We start from the raw sequence: 25,082 nt of genomic DNA on the forward strand, positions 1-25,082 counted from the left end.
GAAAATTTAGAGCAGGCAACGTGATGGATAATATTTTGAAATAAATTCTATCTATTTTTTGCTATTATGCAACAAACTGCATGTTGATGTGCCAATCCAGCTGAGTTACAGTCTATAATTTGCTCATCATAATATAGAATTTGCCAATCTGCATAGAACTTAGCCACATCACCTGATAAATAAAAGAATTCATTTTTCTCCCAGTCTGGTGCAATCTTAATAAAAGGCTTTTCTACAAAAACTAAATGTGCATTAATTCCTCCGACAGCCGTATGTTTCTTATAGTTTTCAAAATGATCTTTTCTTTGATCAAGCGGTAAAAATTGCAAACTTCCACTTGAATAAATAATATTATATGTTTTTTTCAATTCGTAGTTAATCATATTTTCATGCAAAATATGAACATTACAGCCATTTTCTTCACTATGTTTCCGTATTTTTTCTATACCAGGTTCAGATATCTCTAACGCATCAACTTGAAACCCATTCTTTGCAAAATATACTGCATCACGACCTTCGCCGCTTCCAATGTCTAGCAAACTTCTATTTGGTATATCATCAACTAATTTTATAATTTGTTTTGCTAGTAAAGACGGTTCCTTTCCCCAATAGTACGTTTCTTTTTGATATTGATTATCATAAGGGCTTATCTTTTCTAACAGGATCTCACCAGCTAACAAATAATCTATAGATACTTCTAACACTTGAGCCAACAAAGGTAATAGCCCTGTATCAGGCAATGAATCACCATTTTCCCACTTAGAAATTGCTTGTGGCGTAACATTTAAAAAAGAGCTCATTTTTTCTTGTGTATAATTTTTATTTTTTCTCAATAGCACAATTCTTTTTCCAAATTCTATATTATTTAACATAAACATCATCCTTAATCTTAGTTAACAGTACTGTCAAAAATAATTCTATGCCTAAATATATTGAATGTCCAACAAACATTATTTGAAGTTTCTACATAAAAATCAACCAGTAGTTGTTTTGGCTTTTCCCTTTGAAATGCTCATGAACACCACTAACACTTGACAAAGAACCAAAAAAAGCCCCCCATCTCTGGGAGGCATTGATTTCATTTGGTGTGATTGGGGGGAGTCGAACCCTCGACCTATTGCTTAGGAGGCAACCGCTCTATCCGTCTGAGCTACAACCACACACTAAGATATAGTATAACAAAGCAATGATTCTTTGTCAAAATTTCTCTATTCTACACTGTAGCGTGAAACCCAGTCTTTATGGGATACGATGTATTTTTTTAGTTCTTTTATGCCAACATCTTCGTTACTATCAGGTACAATGGAATTAAATCTGCCATCGATTCCGTCCGTTTCAACAATCCAGCCTTTGGTTTCATTCCAGTAATTATAGGTCACAACTTTGCTTGTTTCGTTGGTTAAATTGTAGACTTTTTTACGGAATTTTATTTCCGTCACTTTGCCACTCGTATTACGTTCTTCCCATACCCAAAGGGTTGCCGTATTACCGCGCACACGGATTGTGGTAGTATCCGCCCAGCATACAGTGGAACCATCTGCTGCATCGGATTTCCATAAGGTTAACCAGCGGTCACTTGCTTTGCTCTGCTTGGTTTCATTTTTGTTAAATACCTGATCGACAATCAGACAATAAAAATCTTCATCAAAAGAGCGGGAATTTATCTCTTTCACGATAGGTGTACTGGTATCTTTCGACCATAATACATTCCCATTCACATCATAAAAAATCTCCTGTACATATTCTACCGTACGCTCCTGTGGATTTATATGAAGTCTAGCTAAACTGTAGCTGAGTCTTGCTGGATCTGGAATAATAGCTTGAATTCCATAATTCGCAATTGTTTCTGCCGCACCAGCATAATCATAACCGGTTTTGGTCCAGGCTTCAATTTGAGTTGCGATATTATTTTTTTGCGCGGTGACCACAACTCGTTCTGGTGCAAAATATTTACTGTATTTGCTATCCGATGAAATCCACTGCCACTCTGTTTCCGCACTTGCTATCTGGATATTTGCTATAAGAAATGTAAACAGCAAAAACAACAGCATGATTTTTGAATGTTTCAACATATCATCTCTCCTCATATTGGCTGGATCAATAAAAATCACAGCTTATTTAAATTACGAACTCTTTTCTATTATACTATATCAGTGCATTTTCTTCTCTAAAAATCCGTAAAAATTATTTTCTTGCTAAAATCAACAGGAAAATTCACCCGTCTATTGTTTTCTGAGTTTTTGCACTATACAATATAGAAAAGGAGTGACTGGTTCATGGACGAAAAAAAATATCGACGGATTCTGGCAGTTTCAGATATCCACGGGCAAAAAAAACATTTTCTCAAAGTTTTAGAACAGTCTCAATACGACCCCTCACAAGATTTATTGATTATCGCAGGCGATTCTTTAGACCGCGGTGAAGATAATATTGGGAGTTTTGAACTCTGTCAGAATTTACACAAAAACGGTGCTATTTTCCTGAAAGGCAATCATGAACAAATGCTGGAAGAAAATCTACAAAAAATGCTAGCAGATACGAACTGGAAAAAACGTCCACCAGAAGAACTTTTGATTTGGTTCACCTATAATGGCGGTTCAAAAACGCTGAATGAAATCAAAGATTTTTCGGTGACAAAATTAACCAAACTTTTTTTCTACATCCGTGCCATGCCGACACATTTTGTAATAGATGATTATATTTTTACTCATGCCGGTATCAATCCAGCGAAAGAACTGGCTGAAAATACAACCAAAGATTTTGTTTGGGGACTTCGTGATTTTTACGCGCACCCGGCTTATGTAGGCAAAACAGTCATCTTCGGACACACACCTACATTTTATCTACCGGATGCCCCCAAGCGTATCAGTGATTCACTCATCTGGCATGATCCGATTCATCATGACAAGATTGATATTGACTGTGGTTGTGTCTTTGGTGGACGTCTGGCTTGCCTGGAGCTTCCTTCCTTGCAGGAATATTATTGTTCATAACCTAACTAAGCCCTAAAAAAAACGAAAACCTCAATTGCTGGAGGTTTTCGTTTTTTTAGTTAGAAATCAATTTTATCTAAGATACCGGACAAATAGGCGAGCACGACGCCATAATTGGACATCGGCACATTCTGGGAACGAGCCTTTTCCGCACGGGATAAGACATATTTGCGATTGAACATGCAAGCTCCGCATTGAATTACAAGATCATAGCCCGATAAATCATCAGGAAAATCTGTACCGCTCACAACTGTTATATTAAGTTTTTCACCAATTTTGGCACGCAGCAATCTTGGCAATTTTTCGCGGCCAATATCTTCTTTAAGCGGTGCATGCGTGCAGGCTTCGGCAATCAATACATGAGAAGCTTCCGTCAAGGAATCAATGGATTTTGCACTTTCCGTGAAAAATTTGATATCCCCTTTATAATTAGCAAAAAGTACCGAAAATGAAGTCAATTTACTTTCTTTCGGCTTTTTATCATACACTGTTTTAAAGACTTGTGAATCGGTAATGATGAGATTAGGCGGATTTTTCATTGCTGCTAAGGCTTCATCGAGTTTATCTGTTGTTGCACTCATAACAAGACATTTTTTATCGAGCAAGTCACGTAAGGTTTGCACCTGTGGCAAAATCAAGCGGCCTTTTGGTGCCTGAATATCCTGCGGCATCACAAGAAGAACCGTATCGCCAGTTTTGGCAAGATCACCAGTAATGCTTTTAATTTCATAATCTTCCGGCAGGAGACGAATAATTTCTTCCCGGATTTTTGCTATCCCCTGTTTTTCTTTTGCACTGACAACAATCGGGTCCAGCCCACTGTTTTTCTTAATGACTTTTTTGAGTTCATCAATACGATCGGCAAGAATATCCGCCTTGTTGATAATCGCCACGACTGGTGTTTTCACATGTTTAAAATGAGCAATCCATTGCAGTTCTTCGACAAGATCAACATCGCTGAATAAGACAAGTGCAATATCGGTTTTTTCACGAGCTAGTTTCGTTTTTTCGACACGCATTGTGCCGAGATCTCCACTATCATCAAAACCAGCTGTATCGATAAAAACGCATGGACCAATTCCATATATTTCCATAGATTTATAAACAGGATCTGTTGTCGTTCCTGCCACTTCGGACACAAGGGCAATATTTTGATTGGTAAGAGCATTGACGAGTGAAGACTTGCCACTATTACGTTTGCCGAAAAGCCCGATATGAAGGCGATTTGCTCTTGGTGTATCTGTTAAGCTCATAGATTTTCCTCCAAATATATAAAGGGGTGCTATAAAACAGACGCCGTAAAAACAATCTATATTGTTTTACTGTGTTATGTTTTATAACGACCCCTTTGTCATTTATTCTTTTGTATATAAAATGCGTTTAAAATCTGAAATCACGTTTCCCATCATGTAGTTCCTGCAAATGTTCCTGTGCGGTTACACGCACTTTTGGATTCGGGATATTGGAAATCTGGGCTTTGATGGCGATTTCTCCTTTACGCTGTGTATCTTCTGATGCATAATCTTCCAAATATTCTTTGAGCGTCATCAAAGCATTTGGCAGGCAGCAGTTCGCAATCTGACCTGATTTTACCAATTTCATGAAACGGTCACCCGTGCGGCCTTCACGGTAACAAGCCGTACAAAAGCTTGGTATATAATTAAGATCGAGTAGCCAGTTCACGACCTGATCAAGGGTACGTGTATCGTTGACGTCAAACTGCGCTGAATTGTCATCTTCAGCTTCTTTATGATCATAACCACCAACACTGGTACTAGATGCACCACTGATTTGTGAAATCCCCAAATCTAAGACACGTTCACGAGATTTTTGTGATTCACGGGTCGAAACAATCATCCCTGTATATGGTACAGCAATTCGAATAATAGCAACAATTTTAGCAAAAACATCGTCATCAATTGCATTCGTGAATGTTGCCGGATCAATATCGTCAGCCGGACGAATCCTCGGTACACTGATCGTATGAGGGCCAACGCCCATTCTGGCTTCAAGATGTTCCGCATGCATCAAAAGACCGGTAAAGTCATAACGATACATATTGAGACCAAAAAGTACGCCGATACCGACATCGTCGATGCCGCCTTCCATCGCCCGATCCATTGCTTCTGTATGATACGCATAATTATGTTTCGGACCAGTCGGATGAAGTGTTTCATAATTTTCTTTATGATACGTTTCCTGAAATAAGATATAGGTACCAATCTGTGCTTCTTTCAATTTGCGATAATTTTCTACCGTTGTTGCGGCAATATTGATATTTACTCGGCGAATTGCCCCATTTTTGTGTTTAATATTATAAATTGTTTTAATACTGTCAAGTACATATTCCATCGGATTGTTGACAGGGTCTTCGCCTGTTTCAATAACCAGACGTTTATGCCCCATATCCTGCAAAGCAATAACTTCTTTTTCAATTTCAGCCTGCGTCAGTTTTTTGCGGCTAATCGTTTTGTTTTTATGATGATATGGACAATATACACAGCCATTTACACAGTAGTTGGAAAGGTATAACGGCGCAAACATAACGATGCGATTGCCGTATAGTTTTTGTTTTAATTTTTTTGCCAGCGTAAACATTTTTTCATTGAGATCTTCCTGGTCACATTCTAATAAAATAGATGCTTCACGATGACTGATGCCTTTACCAGCAGATGCCTTCTCAATGATTTGCTCAATTAATTCACGATTGCCTTTATTGGCTTTTGCATAGTCTAAAGTTTCTAAAATTTCTTCGTGGTCAATAAATTCTGTTGCTTCGCCAGATTTTGGATCATACATAGCTTACTCTCTCCTTTTGTGTCATTCCGCAGTCGACGGCATTTTGGCATAAATCGTCTTCGTACTTACATTTGGCAGCATACCCAGTTTGCCTGATAATGCACTGATTTCGTCCTGCGGTGCATCCATAACAATACTGATAACCGAAATATTTCGCTTGTGGTAAGGAATCCCCATACGCCCCACAATATATGTACCATATTCTTCTAAAATAGAATTCATTTTACTAACAGAATCTCGGTTTCCCACCATAATTCCAATCAGTGCCACACGTGTTTCCTCCATATAAGAACTCCTCCGTTCAGACATAAAAAAATCCTGTGCAGCCAAGGCACAGGAATAGTATATACACCAAAATTTAGACAATAAATCAAGTGTCACTATAACTCGCCTTCTCATTCAGGACGAACCTTCATGAAAATCAGCACGATTACTTTTATCCAAAATTCGGTTTGTTGTCAGGTAATAGAATCTATCCCTAAGCAACGCACCCGCTATTAAAAATAAGTATAGCACCGTTTTAGCGAAAAAACCATACTTATTTAGCTAGCTGCTTAACCTTATAACCCTTATCCGTATATCGTTTGGTACAATCTCCATACGACATTGACGGCGGTACATAACAACGATACTTTGCGCACCAAAAATATTTTTTCTAGCTTTTTTCTTTAATTGATTGAGACTCAACGTCAAACCAATGCCGCGTCCGGTTGCAGAAGCTACAGACCGACAACATAACGGGAACTTCCACCAGCACACCAACAACAGTAGCCAGTGTCGCACCTGACGTCAAACCGAATAAGGAAATAGTAACCGCAACCGCTAATTCAAAAAAGTTGCTAGCTCCGATGAGGGCCGCTGGTGAAGCGATATTATGTGGTACTTTAAAATACCGGGCCAAACCATAAGTTAACGAGGAATTAAAATAGACCTGAATAATAATTGGGATGGCAATCAGAATAATACTAAACCAATTATTGGTAATGACTTCCCCTTGGAAAGCAAAAATAATAATGAGTGTTGCTAGCAAAGCAATAATAGTTACTGGTTTTAAAGGCATCAATATGGTGTCATTAAACCACTTCTCACCATGGGATGGAATCAATATCCGTCTAGTAACATAACCCGCAACTAATGGAATGACAATATAGAGCAGCACCGACATAAACAATACATCTTTAGGTACGACAATGTCAGAAACCCCTAATAAGAGCATAACAATTGGTGCAAATAGAACCAGCATAAGCAGATCATTGACAGCTACCTGCACCAATGTGTATGCAGGATCACCGTCCGTCAAATAGCTCCACACAAATACCATGGCTGTGCAAGGTGCCGCAGCTAGAATAATAGTGCCAGCTAGATATTCATTGGCCATTTGCTCACCAATCATACCAACAAAAAGATATTTGAAAAAGAACCACCCCAGTAGTGCCATGCTGAATGGTTTTACTAACCAGTTGACAAACAAGGTGATGAATAGTCCTTTCGGTCTATCGCCAACTTTAAGAATGGCTGAAAAATCGATTTTCAACATCATGGGATAAATCATCAGCCAAATTAAAACAGCAATAGGTAAATTCACGTGACTGATTTCCATTTTGCTCAGTGAATCAACCACCCCAGGTAATAACTTGCCAAAACCAATACCAATAACAATACATAATGCCACCCATAAGCTTAAATACCTTTCAAAAAAGTCCAACCGTTTTTCTGTAGACATTGAAATAGACCTCCTTCTAATTTTAAAAATCCTTTATTAGTATTAGGAAAAGAAACTGCTCGCTGCTACACACTATGATCTCTTTATTTAAAAAGAATGATATGTTTAGTATTTTTTAGTTGTCAGCAATTCTAACAATTTTTTCACAACTGCCGCCTCTCTCTTTGTACTTTTTCAGTCGCGCCACATCTTTTTGGCATTGTGGAATTTTGTCCAATTCCTTTTTCAAAAGCTTATTTACAAATGAATATTCCTCAAGTATTTTTTCATTAACTCGATAGTATACCCACTGTGCTTGTTTTGTGCCGGTAATCAATTTTGCATTTTTTAATTTGGTTAAATGCCTTGAAGCATTAGACTGGTTAAGTTTTAATATTTCTTCCAAATCACACACGCATAAAGTTTCTTTGTATAATACGTTCAAAATTCGAATTCTTGTTTCATCTGCCAAGGCTTTAAGCACTTCTACAATAACCACTATTTCCACCTCTTCATGTAATATTTTTTGTCCATCATCTTCCCCACCCCAAGAAAAATGAACAATCTCCAGTATATGATACTATGCCAAGTATACCCATACGTATCAATAAAATTTCAATAGCAACATAAACTCCTTAAAAAGTAGTCTCTGTTTTATATTCTTTATTAATTTTTCTTTTTCTTTACTACAAAAACAATATTACTATATTCGATTTTAATCATATACTTTTCATGTTAAAGAGTCAATAAAAAAAGATGTTTCTCGTCACACTGAGAAACATCTTTTTCAAGAGATTTAAGCGTATTATCTATCTTGTATTTCGTCGTAAACTATAAAATCATCAAGCGGGCTGACCAATATCTGCTGGCAAGTAGAGACATTGATTCATCGCATCGTGCGGAAGTTTCATTGTTTTGTCGTCTATATCATATAACTGACGCAGTATTTCTAAGGTAAAAACTTCTTTGACATTACCATCGGCTATGATATTTCCCTGCTTGAGAGCTAATAGGCGATCACTAAAACGTGCTGCTTGATTTAGATCCTGCATGGTAATTAGAATCGTGAGTCCTAACTGATTTTTGAGACGTTTGAGCAAAGTCATCACTTCAAGTTGTTCATAAATATCAAGGCCAAGAATTGGTTCCTCGATTAAAAGGACCTCCGGTTTATGCGTAAGTGCCATTGCAATGGATACACACTGCCGCTGTCCCGCTGTTAATTTTGACAGGCGCAGCATCGCGAGATTTTCGATATTCACGAAGGCAAGCACTTCTTCTACCACAGCGACATCCGCTGGATTTTCCCGAAATAGGAGTTTGCGATATTTAAGCTGTCCATAAAACATCCAGTCATACACGGTCATATCTTCAGAAACTTTTGGAGACTGTGTTAAAAAAGCAATTTTTTTGGCAGCCTCCCATGGTTTCAAGATTCGAATATCTTGTGTTTCCAACAAAACGGCTCCCGTCAAAGGTTTCAAAACTCGTCCTAAAATTTGTAATAAAGTGGATTTTTCTGAATCAGCTGCACCTATCAATGAAATAATTTCCGGTTTTTCAACGGAAAAATCCATATAATCGGATATTCTGTAATTTTTATATTGCAACCGCAATCTTTCTGCTTGTAAAATCATCACTGACTCATCCCCTTTTCGCTCAAACATCTTAAACTATACCTATGTACAATGGATGTTATTCTTCTTATTCCCCATTGTATCGATATTCATTATCATTGTCAACCAATTCTTTTTCAAGCTTTTCTATATTCTATTTTGTCTATCTAAAATATATGCTATAGTATTACATGATATATTCAAAGAGTATGGAGGATTTTCTATGTCATATACAAATTTCCAGGTAGGCGAAAAATTCCCGCTGCCCATCAGCACACCCGGTGAAGGCGGTCTTTTTCAATATGATATCAATGGACTTATGTTTATTTTAAAACTTAATAAAACAGATATAATTGCGGTGGAAGCATTTCGAACCGGCAAAATGGAACTTGCTCTGTTCGCCGAAAATGATATACTTTTTTTTCTTTATAAAATTGATGGGATTTTTAAAGACGATTGGGGCGACTGTCCTTATAGTGTAAAGTTTCAAAAAGCAGCAATGCGACCTGATTTCAATAAGCCTCAGGAAGCGGAAATTCATCTTTATTTAGTAGATAATCGTCTTGATGTATTATTAGCTATGCGAACAATCAAATTAAATGACGAATTCCAAACGAAGCTGCGGACCGCTACACAAGAACAGCTGAACAAGCCATTCAGTAAGGATGAATATATGACGTCCGTGCAAAACGTCTGGAGAAAATATACCTCAGCCCAAATGCGGGAAAAAGCAATTGCTGTTCAAGACGTAGCCTTCGCACTGCCAACAAAAACGCCCCCACTGCATTAAGCAGCAAAAATAAACGCCCTTGATCCGAATAACGAATCAAAGGCGTTTATGTGTTTCATGGTTTAGTGGTCGGTTTATTTGAAATAGGAGGAGGAAATTCTATTGTAAAGCGACAAATCAATCGTTGGAATCATTGCTACCAAGGCTCATGGAATGAGCTGGGCTCAGAGAAGCATTTTCGCCTTCGGAACCATTGCTGGCATTACTTTGATTACTGCCAGTACTCATCACATGAGCTACACTTGTTGGTGCATTTGGTCCATCAATTGGATCTGTTGCATTGCTTTGGTTGCTGCCTGTACTCATTACATGTGCCAAACTAATTGTTCCCTGATCGGAAGCGGCTGCCTGTACTGCCTGATTGCCAAAGCCTAAACCAAAAACTGCTGCTGCCATAAGGCCGCTTACTACTAATTTATTTAAATTCTTATTCATTATATTTACTCCCTTTATTTCCATATGTATATGGAATCTTTTTATATTTTAAGCTGCTGTCGAAAAATCATCTACAACATTCGATGTTTTGATGCATCGTCCGTATTTTTTATCGGCAACTTCTCTGCGATAGCTTATGTTCTATATATTACAGGAGATGTGTGAAGATGTTGTGAAGAACTTTTGAAGATATTATGTCTTTTTCAATACAATTGTGAAGATCATTCATAATATATGACAACTATATATAACAAGTGGAATAATTAATACAGTTTATCTTTCAAGAAGGGACTATCGTTCCTAAATTAGATGACTAGCAAAAGAATTCTATGTTACAATATTTCTTATAAGAAATTCATCTTGAGGAGTGAACAGGAATGAAATTTGATTATCATATGCATTTTGAATATGGATCCTATGACCTTGACTGGGTTCAGGGATTTTTTACAAGTGCCGCAGCACGTGGCATTGATGAAATCGGGATTTCAGAACACAGCCATGGGTTTAGTGATTTTAAGGATCTATATTATGAAGATCTTATACTCAATGATTCGTTTGTTGGTTCCTTTCAACAAAAATGGCTGAAAGAAAATAAGTTTAAATACAGTCTCGATGATTATTTCACATTTATGGATACACTGAAACAGAAAGGCTATCGAGTAAAAACTGGCATTGAAGTCTGCAATTTTCAAAACCAGGCAAAGGTAAAGGACATACTGGATCGCTACCCGTTTGATTACATCATCGGTTCTGTACATTTTTTACGCGGCTGGGCTTATGATTCATCTGCCATCAAAGCTGAATGGGAAAACCATGCGCTGTCCGATATCTACACCTGGTATGCTGAAGAAGTTGAAACCTTATGCGCCTCTGGTCTGTATGATGTATTAGGGCACCCATTTAATATACGACTTTTTAAGTTTCTGCCTGAATTTGATGTTACCCCAATCTTAGAACGTGTAGCCTTGGCACTAAGTCAAGCAAATATGGCCATTGATATCAATACGGGTACATTTTATCGTTATCCAATTGCTGAAATTTCTCCTTATCCAGATTTTCTCAAAATAGCAAAAGAGTATGATTTACCAATCATCACGTCGTCAGATGCACATAAGCCAGAAGACTGCGGACGCTACATTGAGGATGCAATTGTCTATGCCAAGCAGTATGGATATGATTCTTGTTTACAATTTACACAGAGACAGCGAACCAGCATAAAATTCGATTAAAAAAATACCGCAGTGGCAAAATAATTTGCTGCTACGGTATTTTTGTCTATATACTACAATTAAATACATTATATCCAACCTATCAGTCTGCCAGAAATGGGATATAGGGTACCCCGTTCCTGACGATTGCCAAATGCATTCTATATATATGAATTACATCTCGATCAGATTTCAATCAATGTATATTTTCTCGTTCCCAAACCAATTTTTTCGGCATGATCAAGACAAACCGTCCAATTTGTATTCGGACTTATATTATGAAAATGATCATGTTTTTTTGCTTCTTCAGGATTTTGCTGAATCTGTTCTTCCAGTAAAGACCGACCGAGCACAGGCGCAGCATTTACAAGATCCGCACAAGCTTCGTCGAGTGCAACCGGATCAAAAGAAGCCGCCATGCCGATATTTGGTACAACAGCTGCATCATTTTCTGCATGACAATCGCAAAACGGTGATACATCGACAATTAAACTGATATGAAAATGTGGCCTGCCATGCAAAATAGCAGCAGCATATTCTGCCATTTTTTTATTTACCATATCACATGAAGCATCCCACGCTGGTGTAATCGCATTAAAATGACAGGCTCCAATACAACGGCCGCAGCCAACGCATTTGTCCAAATCGATTTTTGCTTTTTTATTTGTAATAACAGGTGCATCATGGGCGCATATTTTACGGCACGCACCACAGCCCACACAACGTTTTTCAATCACTTTCGGTTTACCATCACTGTGCATTTCCATTTTTCCAGCACGAGATCCGCCACCCATACCGATATTTTTAATTGCCCCGCCAAAGCCAGTTAGTTCGTGACCTTTAAAATGAGACAGTGTAATAATGATGTCCGCATCCATCAGAGCTGTACCTATTTTAGCTTCTTTGATATATTGACCATTTGGCACTGGTACATAGGCTTCATCCGTACCTTTTAGTCCGTCGGCGATAATGATCTGACAGCCTGTAGTAAACGGATTAAAGCCATTTTCATATGCAGCATCCATATGTTCCAGCGCATCTTTACGTCGTCCCACATAAAGAGTATTACAGTCCGTCAGGAAAACTTTACCGCCCAAATTTTTGACCGCATCAACCACAACTTTAGCATAATTCGGCCTTAAATACGATAAATTACCCGGTTCACCAAAATGAATTTTAATGGCTGTGAATTTTTGCTTAAAGTCGATTTGCTCAATACCGGCTTTCTTGATTAACTTATCCAATTTTTGTAATAAATTCATACCTGATGCAGCTCTCATATTTGTAAAATATACATTTGATTTTTCCATTATTTTCTCCTTTGAATGTGTTTTAGTCGAATTTTAAAACGCGAAGGATTTACGAAACATTCGCAGTGATAAATTTAGTTGTGGTGGAAGCCGCAGTTTCGCAAGTATCCTTGTTATGGACCGCTTCCGTACCAGCTTCTACCGCCTTTGTATAATACCAGATCTTATGGTTGATTTTTTCCATGCAGTCTTGAAGTTCCGACATTTGTTCCTGAACTTCCTTTTGATGACGTAAAAACATTGTAAGTCGTTGCTGCAAAGTAGCATCGCCTTCTCTACACCAATTGATAAATTCGCGAATATTTTTCACAGGCATTCCTGTCCGTTTCAAACATGTAATAAGATTCAACCATTCAAAATCACTTTCTTTAAAATCACGATTTCCGGCTGAAGTACGATCAACAAAAGGCAAGAGTCCTTCTTTGTCATAATAACGCAGTGTATACGCTGTCAAACCACTTCTTTTCGCAGCTTCAGAAATAGTACACCCCACAATGCATGCCTCCTTATAGTTTACTATCTAAATTATACAGATTAGAGTTAACTCTAAGTCAAGCTTTTTTTCTATTGTACTCTATATAAAAATAAGAATCAAACCGTCCCCATTATTTTTTTATTTTTCCAGGCTCCACTATGCCAGCGATAAACAAAAATAACGGCTCGTACACATTCATCGGCTGCCATGCCGATCCAGATTCCGACCAGCCCCATCCCCATGACAATACCAAAGAAATAGGCAAGACCAACAGCCGTACTCCACATGCTAATGATCCCCACAACCACTGGCATTTTTATATCACCAGTTGCCTGGAGTGCCCGGACCATCGTGATGTTAATTGAACGTCCAATTTCCAGAAAAATATCGACAAAGAGAATCTGCTTACCTAGTGCTAATATTTCTGGATCTTTCGTGAAAATTCCCAGTACATAATCACTGGAAAAATATAAGATAATAATCATACCTACAGCAATCGTCACTGCAATCCGCACCGTATACCAAACACGCTGTTTAACCTCATCATATTTCCCGGCTCCAATCAGATAACCAACGACCACTTGCATTGCCGCTGAAATTGCCAAAGAGTATACATAGGCAAACATCAATAAGATATAGACATATACCTTGGTATTGATAACCACTAACCCAAAAACATTGACCATTTTCATGATGGTGGTCTGTGACAATTGATACGATAAAGCTTCTCCACCCGTCGGAATGCCAATACTGAGGATTTTTTTGATCGACTCCCAAGGAAAGGGCTTTAAATATTTCCAAGAAATTTCCACGTCCAAATTTTTTCGGAACAAATAATAGATGATGATTAAACCCAAAACTTTACTGATGTTGGTCGAAATAGCAACCCCCATAACACCTAAAGCTGGGACACTGCCAAAACCATATATCAATAAATAATTGCCGCAAATATTAAAGATATTCATAATACTCGAAACAATCATCGTCGTTTTCATTAAAGAATAACTGCGAAAACATGCTATAAATGAAAAATACAACGCTTGAAAAACGATACCACCGGCGTAAATTGTAAAAAAAGTACTTGTTTCGGGCATAATTGATTCCGGTACCTGCAGCCAATGAAACATCGGTTCCTGAAATGTAATGAGTAAAATACTTGCGACTAAACCAAAAACACCATTCATCACTAACGATACCGTAAATATTTCTGAAATTTTCTTATGATTTTTCGAACCTAAATACTGCGTTAATAAAATGGTAGTTGCCATACACATTACCGTCAATAAAATAATAATGACATTCATGATCTGATTACCATTGCCAACAGCAGCTACAGATGGTTGTGAATATTGGCTGATCATAAATTGATCAATATTCCCTACCATTAACTGTAAAAATACTTCAATAAAAATAGGCCAGCTCATTTTAACAATGGACTGCTTATTTAAATTCATCTGCATATAAACCTCCTCCTAAAACTCCCTATAAATAGAGCTGCAGGGTTTGTTTAAAATGTATGAGGGGTGCAAGTTCCCGGTGAACTCGTACCCCTCATACATTTTAAACGATTCTTTCTATGAATTTTCCCTGCTGCTAAATACCCTTTTCCAAAAGTTCTTTAATCCCCAGCATAACGCCATGATCTCGATTGCTTTTCGCCGCAAAATTGGCTACTTCCTTAATTTGCGGATGCGCATTGTCCATCGCAAAACTATAATATACCGAAGACATCATTTCAAGATCATTCAGGTAATCTCCAAAAGCTGCACATTCCTTTGGTGAGATCCCCAACATTTTCTGGACTTGCTGAATTGCAATTCCTTTATTAATTCCATAGTTCATTACATCCACCCATAAATCGCTGCTCACCGCAATTTGTAATTGCTCCCTATACTCAGAAAAGTGCGGATAGGTATTAAATTCAGAACCTTGTTCACTGAAATCACAGAAGGATACTTTGATGACTTCATCTTGAATCTGTGAAAAATCTTTCACAATCTGAAATTTCGTATAATATTTTTCAAGTTCAGCCATAAAAGGTTCATAGTCTGCTGTAACATAAGCACCTTTTTTACCACAAACAACTGGATACGACTGCGGGATTGTTTTGGCAATCCTCAATAAATTTTTAACCGTTGCATTTGGCATAACACTGGAAAACAATTCAATTTCTCGATGAGCAACATACGTACCATTTTCTGCAAAGAATATAAATTCATCTTTATATTTTTCAAATTGACTAAGTAAAGCATAATACTGCCGACCACTAGCTGGGGCAAAAAGAATTTTTCTTTCTTTAATCATTTCCATTACTTCGTCAAATTCATCTGGCAATTTCCCATTTTCATCAAGCAATGTTCCATCCATATCTGTCATAATTAATTTTATCATGATTGCTCCTCACAAGGGACACGCTTGTTCGTACGCCCTTTTCCGTTCTATTATTCATCTGCGTTTCTAATTATAACAGATTCTCGATTCACACTCAATTGAAAAGACGACAAAACGGGAATAAATCAGCCATTAAGGTGGTTGATCGATTCCCGTTTCTCAGTTAAACCTGACCTGTACGACCATGATATAGACACCATGGCTCTTCTGCCATGTAATCACCTTCATGGTAATAAGCCGCTCTGGCACGACAGCCGCCGCAAGCCACTTTATATTCACAAGACCCGCAGCCACCTTTATATTGAAGCGTCCGCAGCTCTTTAAGGACAACATTATTTTCCCAAATTTCATCAAACGGAGTTTCTCTGACATCGCCAAGCGGTATGTTGAGATACGCACACGGCTGAACTTTGCCACGAGGACTAATAATGCAATACGACGTCCCTGCCAAACAACCGCGTTTGAAACGGAGATCCATCCCCATTTGTTTCGCAATACGCATAAACTGTGGTGCACAAGTCGGTTTAAGCTCAATCTTCACTTCTTTTTGTTTATTCATAATCCGTGTCAGCACATCTTCATAATCATGTGCCCGCAAGGATTCTGCTTCAATCGTTTTCGCACGTCCCGTTGGTACCAAAAAGAAAAAATGATGAGCGACGGCGCCTTCGGCTACAGCAAAATCAGTCATGGCTTCGAGTTCATGCTGATTCCAATCCATAACCGTTGTATGTATCTGAAACGGCAGACCTACCTGACGGCAATTACGCATGCCTTGGACTGCACCTTCCCAAGCGTTCGGAAATTTACGGAACGTATTATGTTTGTCTTTATCGAGGGAATCTAACGATATCCCCATCCCCATCGCTCCGGCATCTTTTAACTTTTGTGCCAGCTCAACCGTAAGCAGAGTTCCATTCGTACCAAATACAGAGCGAAGCCCCAATGATTTTGCATGCGCCACGAGTTCAACAATATCCGTACGCAGCAACGGTTCACCACCACTAAAAATCATAATTTTAAAACCGGCTTTGGCGATCTGATCCAAAAGTGTCTTTGCTTCACTGGTATTCAGTTCTTCTTCTGCCTTACAGCCTGCATCACGATAACAATGATCACAATACATATTACAAGCATTTGTTGTATTCCAGGAAATAATCATAATCTATTCTCCTCGCTCTCCAAAACATAGTCAAATTTATTTCGTAAGACCAATTTCTTGGTCGGTTAAATAACAAGACGGATCGGATTCCCAAAAATCACCGGTTCTTGCTTCAGCGCGAGTTCGAAAATTCCCATTGCAATTAGCCAAATATTTACACTTACTGCAACGCCCCTTTAACAGTGGTTTACGGTCTTTAAGTCCCGCCATAATTTCATTGGATACATCCGACCAAATATCACCAAATTTGCGATTCCGCACATTGCCAAACGTATGATGCTGCGTAAATTGATCTGGATGAACATAACCCATTGGATCAACTTCCCCAAAAGCAATACCAGAGCGATTACCACCGTTCATCGAAATGTATTTTTCAATCTGCTTCGCCACTACAATATCGCCTTCAGCAATAGCTTGCAAATACATATATATACCATCACAATGGTTATCTACTGTTAAAATTTCTTTTTTCAAACCACGCGCTTCAAAATCTTTCGTACGGCGAATGATGATATCCATCGCTTTGCGAGACTCTTCTGCCGTCACATCTTCATCCATCATCTGATTACCGCGACCCGAATAAACAAGATGATAAAAACAAACCCGATTTATATTTTCCGCTTCAATAAAATCAAAAATACGTTCCAGTTCCTGTATGTTATGATGATTAATTGTGAAACGAAGTCCTACGCGCTGATCCACAGCTACACAGTTTTTAATCCCCTGCATGGCTGCATCAAAAGCGCCTTCTTTACCACGGAACTTATCATTCACATCACGCAGCCCATCCAAAGATATACCTACATAACCGACACCGATATCTTTAATCTTCTGCGCTACTTCCCGTGTTATTAAAGTTCCATTCGTCGACAATGTCGGGCGGATGCCTTTTTTCTCTGCATATTCAGCCAACTCAAAAAAATCAGGACGAATCAAAGGTTCTCCGCCTGAAAATAAGATAACTGGTACTTTAAAATCAGCCAAATCGTCAATAAACTGTTTCGCTTCTTCTGTCGATAATTCATCTTTATACAATTTCGCATCGGAACTCATATAACAATGACGGCAGCTTAAATTACAGGTTCGTGTTGAATTCCAAACAACGACTGGACCAACGCCTGCATGTACACCATTTCGAGCTGTATTTGCGCCTTTCGTATAACGCAGTGAATCCCCAAAATATTCCGTTCCAAATAATAATTTCGTAACACTAATCATTTTCCCACTCACCTATACATCGTATTTTGATATACATAACTTATAAAATCTCTTTCACAACATAATTTTTCATTATACACAATTGAAAAATAAAATATAAACCTTGTTTTATGCCAAAACTTTATAAATTACAGCTGTGAACAACTTCTTTGCTAAAAGAGAATCATCCTCAAAACTGAATCGCATTCATTATTTTTATCATAACAGTTATTGATAGTTTGGTCAATAAATGAATTTGTAATTTATCATAAAGTTTTCATTTTATTTTTAGCAAATCAACAAAGGGATATAACATCCACTTGGTTTGGATGCTATATCCCTTTGGAATGGAAGCAGTAAAATAAGGATCTTATTTTTTCAAAATAATTCCATCCATAATCAAAATTAATTTATAACGAATATTGGCTAGAAAACTAATCTGAATACTGCTAAAAGATGCTGCTTGAAAAACCGAATGAAACATCTCCGTAATAATCTCCGCTGGAATGTCCTGCCGAAACTCGCCGCTCGCCTGACCAGCTTTAATAATCTGATCAAATATATGTTTAAATGTCATTTTTTTTGGCATACTGGCTGGTCTTTCTGTCTCGCTCATATCTTTCGATGGTTCCATACTATGGTCTTTGAATCCGCCTTTATGAGCAGCACTTAAAAACAGCGGTAACACAAACCGTTTGCTATCTAAGATTTCAGCTGTAAACAAAAACATCTCACGCAGTGTCTCTCCCGCCAAGCGAGATTCTTTTTGCAACTCTTCAAATTTATCATTTGTTTCTACTATAATCTGAAATAGCAAATGCTTCAAAATGTCTTCTTTAGACTGGAAATAGTTATAAAAAGTGCCAATACCTAAATCTGCTTCACTCATAATATCCGCTACCGTTGTTTCCTGATAGCCCTTTTGCGCAAATAATTTTACAGCGGACTCTACAATGGCCTTCTGCGAAAATATTTTTTTCCGTTCTCTACGATTGATTTCTGCCAAAACTTAGCCCCCTTTAGCAACAATAACGATACTTACTATTTATTATATATGAAAATGCTTTTATCTTCACGTATTTTTTTATACAAAAAAACTCCGAAACAACTTCGGAGTTTTTAATTTCGATATGGTGACCCTGGCAGGAGTCGAACCTGCGACCCTTTGATTCGTAGTCAAATACTCTATCCAGCTGAGCTACAGAGTCATGTTTAAGTTGTTCTCACAACCAACGAATATTATAATACCATTTATAATTTCATTTGTCAAATCTCTTTTGCAAAATATTGTTAAAAATGTAGTGTTTACTATTTATACACATTTTATACACAGAATTTGTGAATAAAAATTCCGCTCTAGCCTTAAAAGTTAAAACTTATACACATAGTCAGCTTATTTATCCACATATTTTTGCTATTTCTGCTTACTTATCCACTTTTTTGTTTTTTTTGTGGATAAAATTGTGGATAAGTCTTATTTTGTTGAGTAAAAATATTTTAAAAACTTGTTTACTCCATTATTATCCAAAATTTTATCCACAATCATAAAATAAAATCTCCTGATTTAACGGCTTATATCCAATAGTTATCCACAAGAACAGTCGTTTTGTGGATAAAATTGTGGATAACTGCAAAAAGAAGGCTGCCGCCAACGATAAATTTATATCGTTCATGCGACAGCATTTTTCAATCCTGATCAATTTGTGCCTTCAAAGAACCCTCATCTACCGCATCTACTTTATTAAACCCGGCTTTGTAATAAATGACGGTCAGAATGAGCAGCCAGACAGGGCCGACAAACAAAGATATACGATGTGCATCGTCGATAGCCATTGCAAAGACTACAAATCCCAAAAATATCATCGTCAGCCAATTCGTATAAGGATAACCCGGCATCGGAAATTTAAGCTTTGACACCTCAGCAGCGCTTAATTTTTTGCGATAACTATGCTGCGACCAAAGGATAATAAACCATACATACAGTCCAATGAATGTAATAACACTCATAAGATAATTAAAAATTGCTTCTGGAACAAAATAATTGAGAATAACACTAATCACCATCATACCTACCGATGCTAAAATACCACGGTGCGGCACTGCAGATTTACTGAGTTTAACAAAATACTTAGGGGCTTTGCCCTGCAGTGCCAAACTATGAAGGGTACGACCCGTTACATAGATACCACTGTTTCCCGTGGATAAGGAAGCCGTAATAACGACAAAATTGATGATTCCCGCTGCCGCCGGAATACCCAAATGATCAAAGATCAAAACAAACGGACTTCCCATCGTACCAATATCCTCCCATGGATAAACCGATAAGATGACCAACAGGGAACCCACATAAAAAATAAGCACACGATAAAATACTTTATTAATCGCTGATGGAATTGTTTTATCTGGATTTTCCGCTTCACCGGCTGTAACGCCGATGAGTTCCATCCCTAAAAAAGCAAATGCCACCATAACTAAGGATGTAATGAATCCTGATATGCCATTTGGAAAAATTCCGCCATGAATCCAAAGGTTGGAAAATCCGATTGCGATACCACTATTTCCTATGCCAAAAAAAATCATGGCCGATCCGAAGAAAATCATGGCAATAATTGCAATAACCTTAATCAAAGCAAACCAAAATTCAAATTCGCCAAACACTTTTACTGAAGCGAGATTCGCCACCGTAAGAAAAACCGTACAAGCCAACGCTGCGATCCATTGTGGCATATCCGGCCACCAAAACTGTACATAAATTCCTGTAGCTGTTGTCTCCAACATACATACGAGCGCCCAAAAGAGCCAGTATGACCAGCCGGTAAGGTAACCTGCCAAAGGCCCAATGAATTGATATGCATAAGCCGTAAAAGAGCCGGAAATCGGCTGTTCTACGGTAAGTTCTCCTAATGCCCGGAGAATGAAATATATAAAAATACCGCCAAGCCCATAGGCTAGAACGATCGATGGCCCCGCTGCCTTGATGGCTGATGCTGAGCCGAGAAAAAGCCCGACGCCGATAGCGCCGCCAATTCCGATGAGTTGAACATGCCGCTCTTTCAAGCCGCGCTGCAGTCCTTCATGCAGAATATCAGGTTCTTGCTGTTGTTTCATGAAATAACCTCTTTTTTTCTAAATTCTTCTCAATAAACGCTTCTTTGATACAGCGAGCATGATGACAAGTTTATCATCATAGCATAATCCCGAACCCCGTTTTGTACGTCTAGGAAAAACATAGCTCCGTTATCGCAACATGATTTATATTTTACGACAATTTTTTTGATTAGTAAATTGTTAAATCCATTTCAAAGAAAAAAAGTACAAATGTTTCCATGAAAAATAAGTTCGGTGTATTGAATCGTAAAAATCTAACAAAATACTACATATTTTGTTATGCAGAAATAACAACGTACAAAAAAAGCGAGCGGTTTTTAACAAAACCGCCCGTAAAAACATGCATTATTTCTTTTACTTCTCTTTTAGCTTTACTTACTTAACTTCATAAGACTGACAATCTGTCTGCGAAATCTGCCTCGTTACCATATATGGCATCGTTTTGCTTTTAAACCCCATTGCTTTACAACCATACGGCAATGCACGATCCCACGTAATATAGAAGTATTTACAGTTTGAACAAATTGCCCGTGAATTTTTCGTTTGCTGCATTTTTTTCTCCATCCTGCAAAACCTATTTTTTCATGGCTTACATAAATTTAAAGACCGATTCTATAAAAATAAGAAAAAGGCGTACAACTACAGCTGCACGCCTCTTTCACATTTTACTTATCCATACCATCCAGTACGTAGTCAATCGGACGGCTCCAGTCAACGTAGACATCCGTTTCGCCCCAAACGCGTGTCATAGCTAATTTAAATGATTCCAGACTCGCAAGCGGCTGAATTTTTTCTGTCGTAAAATCTCTAAGTGTCGCATGCGGTACTTGGATTTCATGTTCATTGGCCAAATAGTTTTCTACGGCCGCTTTCTTATCTAATGTCTTTAAAAAGACGTTTGCTGCTTTTGTATTAATTACATATTCCACATATCCAATATCATTTAGATAATGAACAGCTACACGATATATATTTTCCATATGCAGGTCTCCCTCGTATAAAAATCTCTTATATATTATAATCTGTAAATTTCAATTTGTCTTGTCTTATTTTCGAAAGCCTAGATTTGTGTGATTGTCGAAAGGCAAGATTTGCCTATTGTGATGAATCATTATATAATTATCTGCAAAACACAAATAAAGGATGATTTTCTTATGTATTCTGAATATATTGCGATCGCAGCAATTTTGATTCTCAGTCTGGTTGGTCACAACTTATCGGTTGCGTATGCCGCTGGAATTATTTTGGTTATCAAGGTGCTTGGGCTTACTTCTATAATGTCACTGCTTCAGACCAATGGTCTTAATTGGGGCATTATACTTTTGACAATAGCAATCCTAATTCCAGTAGCGACTGGTGAAATCACAATCCAAATCATGATAAACTCTTTCAAATCCCCGCTTGGCATCACGGCCATCATTGCTGGTATTCTTGCCGCAGCTTCCGGCGGAATGGGTATTCAGCTTTTAAAAAGTTCCCCGGAAGTCGTAAGTTCGTTAATTATCGGTACCATGATCGGCGTATTTTTCTTTAAAGGAATCACCGTCGGGCCTTTGATTGCCGGTGGTATTGTCTATATGGTTATGAATATCCTGACTTATTTCAAATAAAATTTACTGCAACGTTTTTTTTTCTGTTGTTATGGTAACTTGGCGAAAATATCGACCATGTATTTCAATTACTTCATATTCCTCATTTTGAATCAGTTTCGCTCGCCCAGCTTGTAAAAACCTGTCCACTTTGGTAGGTTTTTCTATTTCTACCCACTTATAGGCCCGTTCTTCTGATGTGCCTTCATTTTCTATATAAATTTCACCTTTGGAACTTGGTTTTTCATCTCCCTGACATGGTTTAAAGCTGCTCTTGATCTGTTCTATAAACATCTGGCATACATGTTCCGGCATATCCACAATGCCTTCTTTACCACTTTTTTCATTATAAACAGCAATAAATAAACAATTGCCAAAAATAATCTCTGCCTGATCCGGCTCTGGGAAATGACGATTAGGAGCAAGCCCCAATGGCACACTTAAATCATTTGTCACAATAAATAAGGACGCCCCATTTCCCACATCAAAAAATTCGGTTGCCCCAAAATTTCCGTCCACCAAGTCACAAATAGTGTCCTGCTGATCAGGGCCTGTCGGAATTTCAGCTATCTCCGGCTGCTGACCCGGTTTGACTAAAATCGCATGTATTACATTTTTCAATTCTTCCATTGCCTATCTCCTTCTCATGTCCTAATTTCAGTATTATTCGCCAAAAAGCACAAAAGTTCCTTTGTTGCAAACCGGAATAACCTCGATTCATTTTACATTTGCTCTCGAATTTGCGTGAATATTGGAAATATTGTCCTTAAACATACTTTTTTCAGGGTTGCACACCGGCTTTATTTATGTTATCATTACCTCAGAAAGATTGATTTGCCTGAGATGCACGCAAACCTTTGATATGTCTAACCTACTTTTATTTATTGGGAATCTGATTTGTTTTGTGGATGCTGGATCGTCTCGTAGCGAATAGCAGAATCACGACTTAAGATACCCACCTGCTGAGCCGCAGGTCTTAGACATAAAGAGGTAACGGCATTGCGGGCGCAATTTTTTTAGAAAGGACCTACCCTTTGGGTAGGTCCTTTTCGTTATGCGGTTTCTGAATCAAATTGGCTTTCGTAATGATATTTTCACCAAAGCGAGCTTTTAAATCATCCATCATGTGATATAGTGCTTTCTTTTTTTGATCTTCCTGAAAGAGTGACTCTTCTTCATGTAACGACAGATTACTCCCCGTAATACCGAGCAGCCGAATACTTTCTTTAACTTTAACTTGTCGATATAGATTCACCGCCATCTGATAAATCACTTCATCAAAATTGGTTGGTTCAAGCAAAGATTGACTGCGGGTAATGGTTTGAAATGAAGCAAAACGAATTTTAATCGTTAAAGTTCTGGCTTTAACTCCCGACAATCGCAGACGCCATCCTACTTTTTCCGCAAGCGCCAAAAATTGTTTTTCAACTTGTGCTGCTTGCAGAAGATCTTGTTCAAAGGTTATTTCATTGCCAATGGACTGGATATCACGCTCCGGTTCCACTTTACGCTCATCGCGGCCATTGGCCAATTCAATTAATTGATAAGACAGCGTCTTGCCCAAATATTTGGCCAGTTCATCCGACGAAGCCTGGGCAATCTGCCCAATCGTTCTAAAACCCAATGCCTGTAATTTTTCACCTGTTTTTTTCCCAACACCCCACAGCCGACGAATCGGCATATCCCGTAAGATAGATTGTTCCAGACCACGCTCAATGATGACCAATCCGTCGGGTTTATCGAAGTCCGATGCCAGTTTTGCCAAAAATTTATTTGGTGCAATACCGACGGAAGCAATCAGTCCCAGTTCATCTTTGATCCGTTTTTTTAGCAATTTTGCGTAGTCTCGCTGATTAAGTGTGATTTTTTCCATACCGGTAATATCCAAAAAAGCCTCATCCAATGATAACGGCTCCACTAGTGGGGAAAATTCTTGAAAAATATGAAATATTTGCTTGGATACCGCTTTATATAAACTATGATTTCCTGCAACAAAAATCCCCTGTGGGCAGCGGCGCCGTGCTTCAACCATAGGCATCGCCGAATGTATGCCAAAACTGCGTGCTTCATAAGAAGCCGTTGACACAACCCCCCGATTGCTGAGACCGCCAACAATTACCGGCTGATTTTGATATGCTTCATTGTCTCGCTGCTCAATCGAAGCAAAAAAAGCATCCATGTCTACATGCATGATCCAACGTTCCATCAAACCCCTCCGCTTCGCCAATCATATGTTCTATTCTACTTGAAAAACCTTACGGATGCAAGTATCCAAAGGGCCATATACGTTGCATTAAAGAAATTACA

Annotated in this window: 25 protein-coding genes, 2 tRNA genes and 1 other RNA gene; 5 read left to right on the forward strand and 23 right to left on the reverse strand. The window is 38.2% G+C overall.

Annotated elements, in window-relative coordinates; genetic code table 11:
• Positions 1-47 precede the first annotated feature (47 nt).
• The 3 genes from F606_RS0105460 to F606_RS0105470 form a co-directional block, all read right to left on the reverse strand.
• On the reverse strand, positions 48-872 hold the full coding sequence (locus tag F606_RS0105460) for a helix-turn-helix domain-containing protein (RefSeq protein ID WP_019552871.1): 825 nt from the start codon (positions 870-872) through the stop codon (positions 48-50).
• A gap of 211 nt (positions 873-1,083) precedes the next feature.
• Positions 1,084-1,160, reverse strand: a tRNA-Arg gene (locus tag F606_RS0105465).
• 48 nt (positions 1,161-1,208) lie between these two features.
• On the reverse strand, positions 1,209-2,072 hold the full coding sequence (locus F606_RS0105470; protein WP_019552872.1) for a hypothetical protein: 864 nt from the start codon (positions 2,070-2,072) through the stop codon (positions 1,209-1,211).
• Positions 2,073-2,276: 204 nt separating this feature from the next.
• Here F606_RS0105470 and F606_RS22220 point away from each other — a divergent pair, with 204 nt between their 5' ends.
• Positions 2,277-2,993, forward strand: a complete 717-nt coding sequence (locus F606_RS22220) for a metallophosphoesterase (protein ID WP_019552873.1) — start codon at positions 2,277-2,279, stop codon at positions 2,991-2,993.
• 59 nt (positions 2,994-3,052) lie between these two features.
• Here the strand turns inward: F606_RS22220 and hydF are convergent, their stop codons facing one another.
• From hydF to F606_RS20665, 6 genes are all read right to left on the reverse strand, one after another.
• Complete coding sequence (gene hydF / locus F606_RS0105480; RefSeq protein ID WP_019552874.1) at positions 3,053-4,246, reverse strand: [FeFe] hydrogenase H-cluster maturation GTPase HydF; 1,194 nt, start codon at positions 4,244-4,246, stop codon at positions 3,053-3,055.
• A 127-nt stretch (positions 4,247-4,373) separates the two neighbouring features.
• On the reverse strand, positions 4,374-5,792 hold the full coding sequence (gene hydG / locus F606_RS0105485; RefSeq protein ID WP_019552875.1) for a [FeFe] hydrogenase H-cluster radical SAM maturase HydG: 1,419 nt from the start codon (positions 5,790-5,792) through the stop codon (positions 4,374-4,376).
• A 21-nt stretch (positions 5,793-5,813) separates the two neighbouring features.
• Positions 5,814-6,077 (reverse strand): TM1266 family iron-only hydrogenase system putative regulator, encoded by a 264-nt coding sequence (locus F606_RS0105490; protein WP_019552876.1) that lies wholly within the window; start codon positions 6,075-6,077, stop codon positions 5,814-5,816.
• Positions 6,078-6,447: 370 nt separating this feature from the next.
• Positions 6,448-7,515, reverse strand: coding sequence for an ACR3 family arsenite efflux transporter (arsB, locus tag F606_RS0105495; RefSeq protein WP_019552877.1), 1,068 nt, complete (start codon positions 7,513-7,515; stop codon positions 6,448-6,450).
• Positions 7,516-7,630: 115 nt separating this feature from the next.
• Positions 7,631-8,002, reverse strand: a complete 372-nt coding sequence (locus F606_RS0105500) for an ArsR/SmtB family transcription factor (RefSeq protein WP_245542085.1) — start codon at positions 8,000-8,002, stop codon at positions 7,631-7,633.
• Between the two features lie 334 nt (positions 8,003-8,336).
• The gene (locus F606_RS20665; protein WP_019552879.1) at positions 8,337-9,131 is read right to left on the reverse strand and encodes an ABC transporter ATP-binding protein; all 795 of its coding nucleotides are present in this window, start codon (positions 9,129-9,131) and stop codon (positions 8,337-8,339) included.
• Between the two features lie 202 nt (positions 9,132-9,333).
• Here F606_RS20665 and F606_RS0105510 point away from each other — a divergent pair, with 202 nt between their 5' ends.
• Positions 9,334-9,900 (forward strand): hypothetical protein, encoded by a 567-nt coding sequence (locus tag F606_RS0105510; protein ID WP_019552880.1) that lies wholly within the window; start codon positions 9,334-9,336, stop codon positions 9,898-9,900.
• 117 nt (positions 9,901-10,017) lie between these two features.
• Here the strand turns inward: F606_RS0105510 and F606_RS0105515 are convergent, their stop codons facing one another.
• Positions 10,018-10,335: a hypothetical protein gene (locus F606_RS0105515; RefSeq protein WP_019552881.1), complete on the reverse strand. Its 318-nt coding sequence runs from the start codon at positions 10,333-10,335 to the stop codon at positions 10,018-10,020.
• 377 nt (positions 10,336-10,712) lie between these two features.
• Here F606_RS0105515 and F606_RS0105520 point away from each other — a divergent pair, with 377 nt between their 5' ends.
• Positions 10,713-11,564, forward strand: a complete 852-nt coding sequence (locus tag F606_RS0105520) for a histidinol-phosphatase (protein WP_019552882.1) — start codon at positions 10,713-10,715, stop codon at positions 11,562-11,564.
• A gap of 164 nt (positions 11,565-11,728) precedes the next feature.
• On the opposite strand, the gene F606_RS0105525 is transcribed toward F606_RS0105520, so the two are convergent.
• The 11 genes from F606_RS0105525 to F606_RS0105575 form a co-directional block, all read right to left on the reverse strand.
• Positions 11,729-12,853, reverse strand: coding sequence for a DUF362 domain-containing protein (locus F606_RS0105525; protein ID WP_019552883.1), 1,125 nt, complete (start codon positions 12,851-12,853; stop codon positions 11,729-11,731).
• Between the two features lie 49 nt (positions 12,854-12,902).
• On the reverse strand, positions 12,903-13,346 hold the full coding sequence (locus F606_RS0105530; RefSeq protein WP_019552884.1) for a MerR family transcriptional regulator: 444 nt from the start codon (positions 13,344-13,346) through the stop codon (positions 12,903-12,905).
• A 98-nt stretch (positions 13,347-13,444) separates the two neighbouring features.
• Entirely contained in the window at positions 13,445-14,788 is a 1,344-nt protein-coding gene (locus tag F606_RS0105535) for an MATE family efflux transporter (protein WP_019552885.1), read from the reverse strand.
• Between the two features lie 133 nt (positions 14,789-14,921).
• Positions 14,922-15,719 carry an HAD family hydrolase gene (locus F606_RS0105540; protein ID WP_019552886.1) on the reverse strand — a complete coding sequence of 266 codons (798 nt, stop codon included), beginning with the start codon at positions 15,717-15,719 and terminating at the stop codon, positions 14,922-14,924.
• 163 nt (positions 15,720-15,882) lie between these two features.
• Complete coding sequence (nirJ2, locus tag F606_RS0105545) at positions 15,883-16,881, reverse strand: putative heme d1 biosynthesis radical SAM protein NirJ2 (RefSeq protein WP_019552887.1); 999 nt, start codon at positions 16,879-16,881, stop codon at positions 15,883-15,885.
• Positions 16,882-16,917: 36 nt separating this feature from the next.
• Entirely contained in the window at positions 16,918-18,099 is a 1,182-nt protein-coding gene (nirJ1, locus tag F606_RS0105550; protein ID WP_019552888.1) for a putative heme d1 biosynthesis radical SAM protein NirJ1, read from the reverse strand.
• A 349-nt stretch (positions 18,100-18,448) separates the two neighbouring features.
• On the reverse strand, positions 18,449-19,084 hold the full coding sequence (locus F606_RS0105555; RefSeq protein ID WP_019552889.1) for a TetR/AcrR family transcriptional regulator: 636 nt from the start codon (positions 19,082-19,084) through the stop codon (positions 18,449-18,451).
• A 125-nt stretch (positions 19,085-19,209) separates the two neighbouring features.
• A tRNA-Arg gene (locus tag F606_RS0105560) sits at positions 19,210-19,286 on the reverse strand.
• 478 nt (positions 19,287-19,764) lie between these two features.
• Positions 19,765-21,186 (reverse strand): amino acid permease, encoded by a 1,422-nt coding sequence (locus tag F606_RS0105565; protein WP_019552890.1) that lies wholly within the window; start codon positions 21,184-21,186, stop codon positions 19,765-19,767.
• A 375-nt stretch (positions 21,187-21,561) separates the two neighbouring features.
• Entirely contained in the window at positions 21,562-21,738 is a 177-nt protein-coding gene (locus tag F606_RS0105570) for a hypothetical protein (protein ID WP_019552891.1), read from the reverse strand.
• A 113-nt stretch (positions 21,739-21,851) separates the two neighbouring features.
• A complete protein-coding gene (locus F606_RS0105575; protein ID WP_019552892.1) occupies positions 21,852-22,166 on the reverse strand; it encodes a hypothetical protein in 315 nt (104 codons plus the stop codon).
• 174 nt (positions 22,167-22,340) lie between these two features.
• Here F606_RS0105575 and F606_RS0105580 point away from each other — a divergent pair, with 174 nt between their 5' ends.
• Positions 22,341-22,796: a DUF441 domain-containing protein gene (locus tag F606_RS0105580; protein WP_019552893.1), complete on the forward strand. Its 456-nt coding sequence runs from the start codon at positions 22,341-22,343 to the stop codon at positions 22,794-22,796.
• A 3-nt stretch (positions 22,797-22,799) separates the two neighbouring features.
• On the opposite strand, the gene F606_RS20670 is transcribed toward F606_RS0105580, so the two are convergent.
• Positions 22,800-23,405, reverse strand: a complete 606-nt coding sequence (locus F606_RS20670) for a DUF3846 domain-containing protein (protein ID WP_019552894.1) — start codon at positions 23,403-23,405, stop codon at positions 22,800-22,802.
• Positions 23,406-23,607: 202 nt separating this feature from the next.
• Between F606_RS20670 and ssrS the strand changes: the two genes are divergently transcribed.
• A non-coding RNA gene (gene ssrS, locus F606_RS22650) (6S RNA) lies at positions 23,608-23,787 on the forward strand.
• Between the two features lie 15 nt (positions 23,788-23,802).
• On the opposite strand, the gene F606_RS0105590 is transcribed toward ssrS, so the two are convergent.
• The gene (locus F606_RS0105590) at positions 23,803-24,981 is read right to left on the reverse strand and encodes a DNA polymerase IV (RefSeq protein WP_019552895.1); all 1,179 of its coding nucleotides are present in this window, start codon (positions 24,979-24,981) and stop codon (positions 23,803-23,805) included.
• Between the last annotated feature and the right edge of the window lie 101 nt (positions 24,982-25,082).

Origin of the sequence: Propionispira raffinosivorans DSM 20765 (assembly GCF_000381065.1) — a bacterium.
GTDB classification, from domain to species: domain Bacteria; phylum Bacillota; class Negativicutes; order Selenomonadales; family Selenomonadaceae; genus Propionispira; species Propionispira raffinosivorans.